Source organism: Flavobacterium tructae (assembly GCF_002217475.1).
GTDB classification, from domain to species: Bacteria; Bacteroidota; Bacteroidia; order Flavobacteriales; family Flavobacteriaceae; genus Flavobacterium; species Flavobacterium tructae.
In genome coordinates this window covers 1-590 of the sequence record NZ_MUHH01000088.1, presented here as the reverse complement: position 1 = coordinate 590, position 590 = coordinate 1, and the positions used below count along the sequence as shown (strand labels likewise).

At 40.2% G+C, this 590-nt stretch carries 1 pseudogene; it reads right to left on the bottom strand.

The features are described 5' to 3' along the window. Positions 1-590 (bottom strand): annotated as a pseudogene (locus B0A80_RS20915) (hypothetical protein); the annotation flags it as partial.

Sequence of the window (590 nt, the reverse complement as noted above, 5' to 3'; positions counted from 1 at the left end):
TTATAAGTTCCCGGTGTGGTTCCTGCCGCAACACTTACTTTTCCGGTTAACGGATCTAAAGTAATTCCTGTTGGCCATGTTCCTGATACCGCAACTGTAGCATTTCCTGTAGTTCCTAATACTGCCGGAACTCCATTTACTTTATCGTTACTTGCAATGTTTGTGAAAACAGTTCCTCCTGTTGATGCAATAGTTCCATTTTCGAATATCGGCTCAACTGTTGCTGTTACTGTAATTTTTGCTTCAGCCTGATCACACATTGGTGTACCGGCTGCTGCCATTGCTTTTGAACATATACTATAAATTACAGTATAACCCCCTGGTGCAGTACCAGTATTAACTTTAATAGTGCCATCGGTATTTAATGTCATTCCTGTCGGTAAATAAACCGCACTTAAATTCACATCTGAAGCGACTATAGGTGTACCATGTAATTTGTCATTCAACAATACAGAAACCGTGGTACCTCCGTTCAATCCATTAACTACTAATGGAATCTCATCTATCGCATCAATAAAACTTACTACTGTACAGGTTGAACAAGTAGGATCTATTGGTCTGCAAGTCGAGCAAATTGGACTTGGATCGGT